Annotated in this window: 2 protein-coding genes; both read left to right on the top strand. The window is 60.4% G+C overall.

Annotation, left to right across the window (positions count from 1 at the left end):
* Positions 1–308, top strand: a 308-nt coding sequence (locus H5U02_15335) for a hypothetical protein (protein MBC7343792.1), incomplete at its 5' end; no start/stop codon positions are given.
* Positions 309–323: 15 nt separating this feature from the next.
* Positions 324–1,971: helicase (locus tag H5U02_15330; GenBank protein MBC7343791.1), on the top strand; the 1,648-nt coding region annotated here is incomplete at its 3' end.

Genomic DNA, 1,971 nt, shown 5'->3' with positions numbered 1-1,971 from the left:
ATGAGGATACGGGCTACTACGCGCCGTTGATTCGCCGTGGTTCCAAGCTGCGCCTAGCTCGGCCGGAGGAGCGCAATCAGCGGCGCATGGAGAGGCCGCAAACCGAGTGGGACATCCTGCAGGGCCTAATCTTAGCCTACCGGGAAGGGGATGTGCCGGTGGCTCGGGCTTACCTAGGGCAACATGCCGAGGGGCGGGAGCAGGTGATCCTGGATTTGCTCTCGGTCTGGGCTGGAGAGATGGCCGACGATAGACTACGGCGGGAAGCGGAGGCCATCCGCTTTGGCCTTAAGCTAGCTAGCAGTTAAAGGGTGGGAGGAGCCATGACCAAGCCAGCTGAAGTTGCTGCCGAGCAGAAGGGCCTGTGTTCCTACCCATGGCGCCTTTCCTACAAGACCTCTTCGACGGTTATTGATGGGCGGCCGGTGAACATTCTCCACGACTTTTACATACCGGCCTTGCGGCTTGCGGTCCGCTATGACCGGGTGGCTGGGTATTTTCGTTCCTCGTCCTTAGCAGCTGCTTCGCAGGGGTTCTCCACTTTTGTGGGCCGCCAGGGTAAAATGCGCCTCATTGTTGGCGCTGACTTAGAACCAGATGACGTCAAGGCTATCTTGGCTGGGGACAAGGAGCGGCTGGCGGCCAGGTTGAATGGTGAGCTGGAGCACCCCGAGTCCTGGCCGGAAGGAATTCAAAATGGGGTAACTCTGCTGGCCTGGATGGTGGCCCACGGTTACTTGGAGGTACGGGTAGCCTTCCGGGTCCACCGGGAGACGGGAGAGCCGCTACCCCTGGATGCGGTTGATGACGGCTATGTGCATGAGAAGTGGTTCATCCTTTACGACCAATTCGGCCACCGCCTTTACGGAGCTGGTACCCTTAACGAATCCAGGACAGCCCTGGTTCTCAACGCCGAAAACATTGATGTCCATTGTGACTGGTGGGGAGAGAGGGACCGGCGGCGGGTGGATGAGGCCGCCGCAGCTTTTGACAAGCTGTGGATGAACCAGGTTCCACATATGCCAGTTCTAACCTTGCCGGAAGCAGTGCACCGGCGCCTGATTCGATTGGCGGAGGGGGTTTCCTGCCCGGCGGAGGTTGACGGGAGCACGGCCAGCCCCAAGCCGGTGAGACCACCCAGCGCCCTGGAGCGGCTGCAATTTGCGGTGCTGAGGGATGGTCCTAAGCTTCCAGGTGGGCGCTTGGTGGGGATGGAGACGGCCCCGGTGGCACCCTGGCCGCACCAGGCGGTGGTGGTGAGGAGGCTGGTGGGAAGCTGGCCCTTTTCCTACTTGTTGTGTGACGAGGTGGGGCTGGGCAAGACCATTGAGGCTGGCTTAGCATTTCGCTCACTGTACTTATCTGGCCTGGTCAAGCGCATCTTGGTGGCAGCCCCGGCCAGCCTGACCCGGCAGTGGCACCGGCAAATGGCTTCTCGGGTACTGCTGCCCTTTGGTCGGGTGCAGACTAGGCCGGATATTGCCCACGAGTACATTTGGCCTACGCAAAGTAATCGCCCGGCTACTTCCATCTACGAACCCGATTTAGTTATTATGTCCACGGGCCTTTTGGCACGCCAAGAACGGGCTCAGGCTCTTCAGGATGCGGAGGCGCTTGACATTGCCCTGGTGGATGAGGCCCACGCGCTGCGGCGCCGCAACCCAGCTGCCGGACCTGGCGCTCACCCGGACTACGGTTACCTTTATTCAGCAGTCCGCGATTTCCTGCGCCCAAAAGCCCGCAGCCTGTGGTTGGCTACCGCCACCCCTATGCAAATTGACCCGGTAGAAGTCTGCGACCTGTTAGCATTGACCAACCGGGCAGGCGCCTTTCAATTTGATCCCAGCTTGACCCTCCAGTACTATGAGGTGCTAGGCCGGCTGGTTCGGGGAGAAGGGTTGAGCGAGCAGGAATGGGATTTTTTGCGCCGGGCGGTGCAGGCGGTACAAACGAAGGATCCGGTGCTTTGGC

Source organism: Clostridia bacterium, from assembly GCA_014360065.1.
Classification (GTDB): Bacteria; Bacillota; DSM-521; order Neomoorellales; family JACIYF01; genus JACIYF01.
This window is presented reverse-complemented; position numbering and strand designations above follow the sequence as displayed.